A 1,801-nucleotide genomic window follows, 5' to 3' on the forward strand; every position below is an offset into this window, starting at 1 on the left:
AAAAACTATTTAAAAATCTCATTCCGGAATAATGCTTAAAATCGGACTAATTTTCAGCTTTAGTAAATCATTATTTTTGAAAGAAAATTTCTCTGCCAAGTTCCAATCTCGTTATTTTAACCAACGGTTTAGGCTATGTTGTCGTTGTGGAAAAATCGGCAAGATTTTTCCGCCATAGCAGTTATGTTAGTAAATATACGAGGATTTTCTGAAAAAGAAAATCCGCCACAATGCAATATAGCCATTGTTGGTTAAAGTAACTTAATCAAACATAGTTGGATTTATCAATTTTAGTTCAAATTTAATCGATTCATTTCTCAAATCTGATGGTTTTAATTCTCTATTTTCATTCCGTGATATTTTTCAAATTCAGTTGAAAGAAGTTGCAATTTTTCAGTTTAGTAGAAATGATAAAAAACAACAAAAACAGTCTAAAAATCATTCAAACGAGTTCGTTCTTTTCAGTTTAGTAGAGAATTAGCTTAAAAAACTAAAAATAAGAGAAAAAATCCCACGAAACGAAACTCAAATCAATTTAACGGATTGAACTCATTAAATTTCTCAATTTAGCAGAATGATAAAATAGGAGAGAAGAGTTCTCAGAGAATTTTCAGTTGAAACAGAATTTTAGTTTTGGAAGAAAAATAAATTAAAAACTCATTCCGGAATAATGCTCAAAATCGAATTAATTTTCAGCTTTAGTAAATCATTATTTTTGAAAGAAAATTTCTCTGCCAAGTTCCAATCTCGTTATTTTAACCAACGGGTTTGTATAACGAAAGTTGTGAGTTTTAAATTGTAATTTTTAGATGTTTAAATTTAGTATTTTTTTGTTTTAAAAACATTTTATTTTACTGAATTAAGCAATTTTGGTTATACATTGTTGCACGACGTTTTATAGTTTGGTTTCATAAACCCAATCAACTTTAATATTAAAAAAATCATAAATCATTATTAAAGATTTCTCGAACCAAGTGGTATTATCATCTTTTAAAGTTTTTTTCAATCCTCTTTTTATTGATTTTTTATAGGTAGATTTAATTTTTTTAGAAATATCTAATTTCTCTTTATGAGATATTTTTAAATATTGAGTTCTTTTATTTTTTGTATTATTCTCTTTTAAAATAGCATTAATTAATCTTAAAGATATTTGATTAAAAAATTGAGTGGATAATTTATTTTCTTGAATTAGTTTATTGACATTTTCGGTTATTTCTAATTTAGAAGGTTTTGTATTTAAAAATGAATTTAAAAAGGCGTTATTATTTTTTACTAAATCAGATAATAAATTGCTTAAATCTTTCGAAATATTTTTAATTTCTTCATTTTCACTTTTAGTATATTTTAAAAGATTATTTATGGAATACAAAACTATCAAGTCATTATATTTTTTTATTGAGATGTTAAGATTATCAATATTTGAATTAGTTTTAATAGTGTTTTCGAATTCGATTGTTGCTTTATCCATTTTTATGAAAATGTCAGTACAATCATTCAATAACTCAGAATGTTCATTTGCAAATAATAGATTTCCAATTAGGAATGTTGTTAATAAAAATAATCTTTTCATAGGTTATTTTAGAAAATTTATTGTTTTGTCCTTGCATTCAATGTTGTAACGCAACAAAGCGTTTTAATTTTTAATAGTTACTAAGCTACGTTTTTTAATTCAGATTCCAATACTTCTTTAGGAGTTTTATACCCAATGATTTTTCTGGGTTTGTTGTTTAGTTTATGTTCGAGTTTTAAGAGCTGTTTTTCGTCAATGAGGTTAAAATCTGTTCCTTTAGGGAAGTCCCTT

1 protein-coding gene is annotated in these 1,801 nt (G+C 24.9%); it reads right to left on the reverse strand.

Going from position 1 to position 1,801, the window contains the following annotated elements; translation table 11 throughout:
- Positions 1–895 precede the first annotated feature (895 nt).
- Positions 896–1,570 carry a hypothetical protein gene (locus tag HGB55_RS14825; RefSeq protein WP_168817832.1) on the reverse strand — a complete coding sequence of 225 codons (675 nt, stop codon included), beginning with the start codon at positions 1,568–1,570 and terminating at the stop codon, positions 896–898.
- Between the last annotated feature and the right edge of the window lie 231 nt (positions 1,571–1,801).

Origin of the sequence: Lutibacter sp. B1, from assembly GCF_012524075.1 — a bacterium.
Taxonomy (GTDB): domain Bacteria; phylum Bacteroidota; class Bacteroidia; order Flavobacteriales; family Flavobacteriaceae; genus Lutibacter.

Excerpts from the sequence above, each read along its gene's own strand:
- HGB55_RS14825 (WP_168817832.1), bottom strand. The coding sequence starts at position 1,570 with ATGAAAAGATTATTTTTATTAACAACATTCCTAATTGGAAATCTATTA.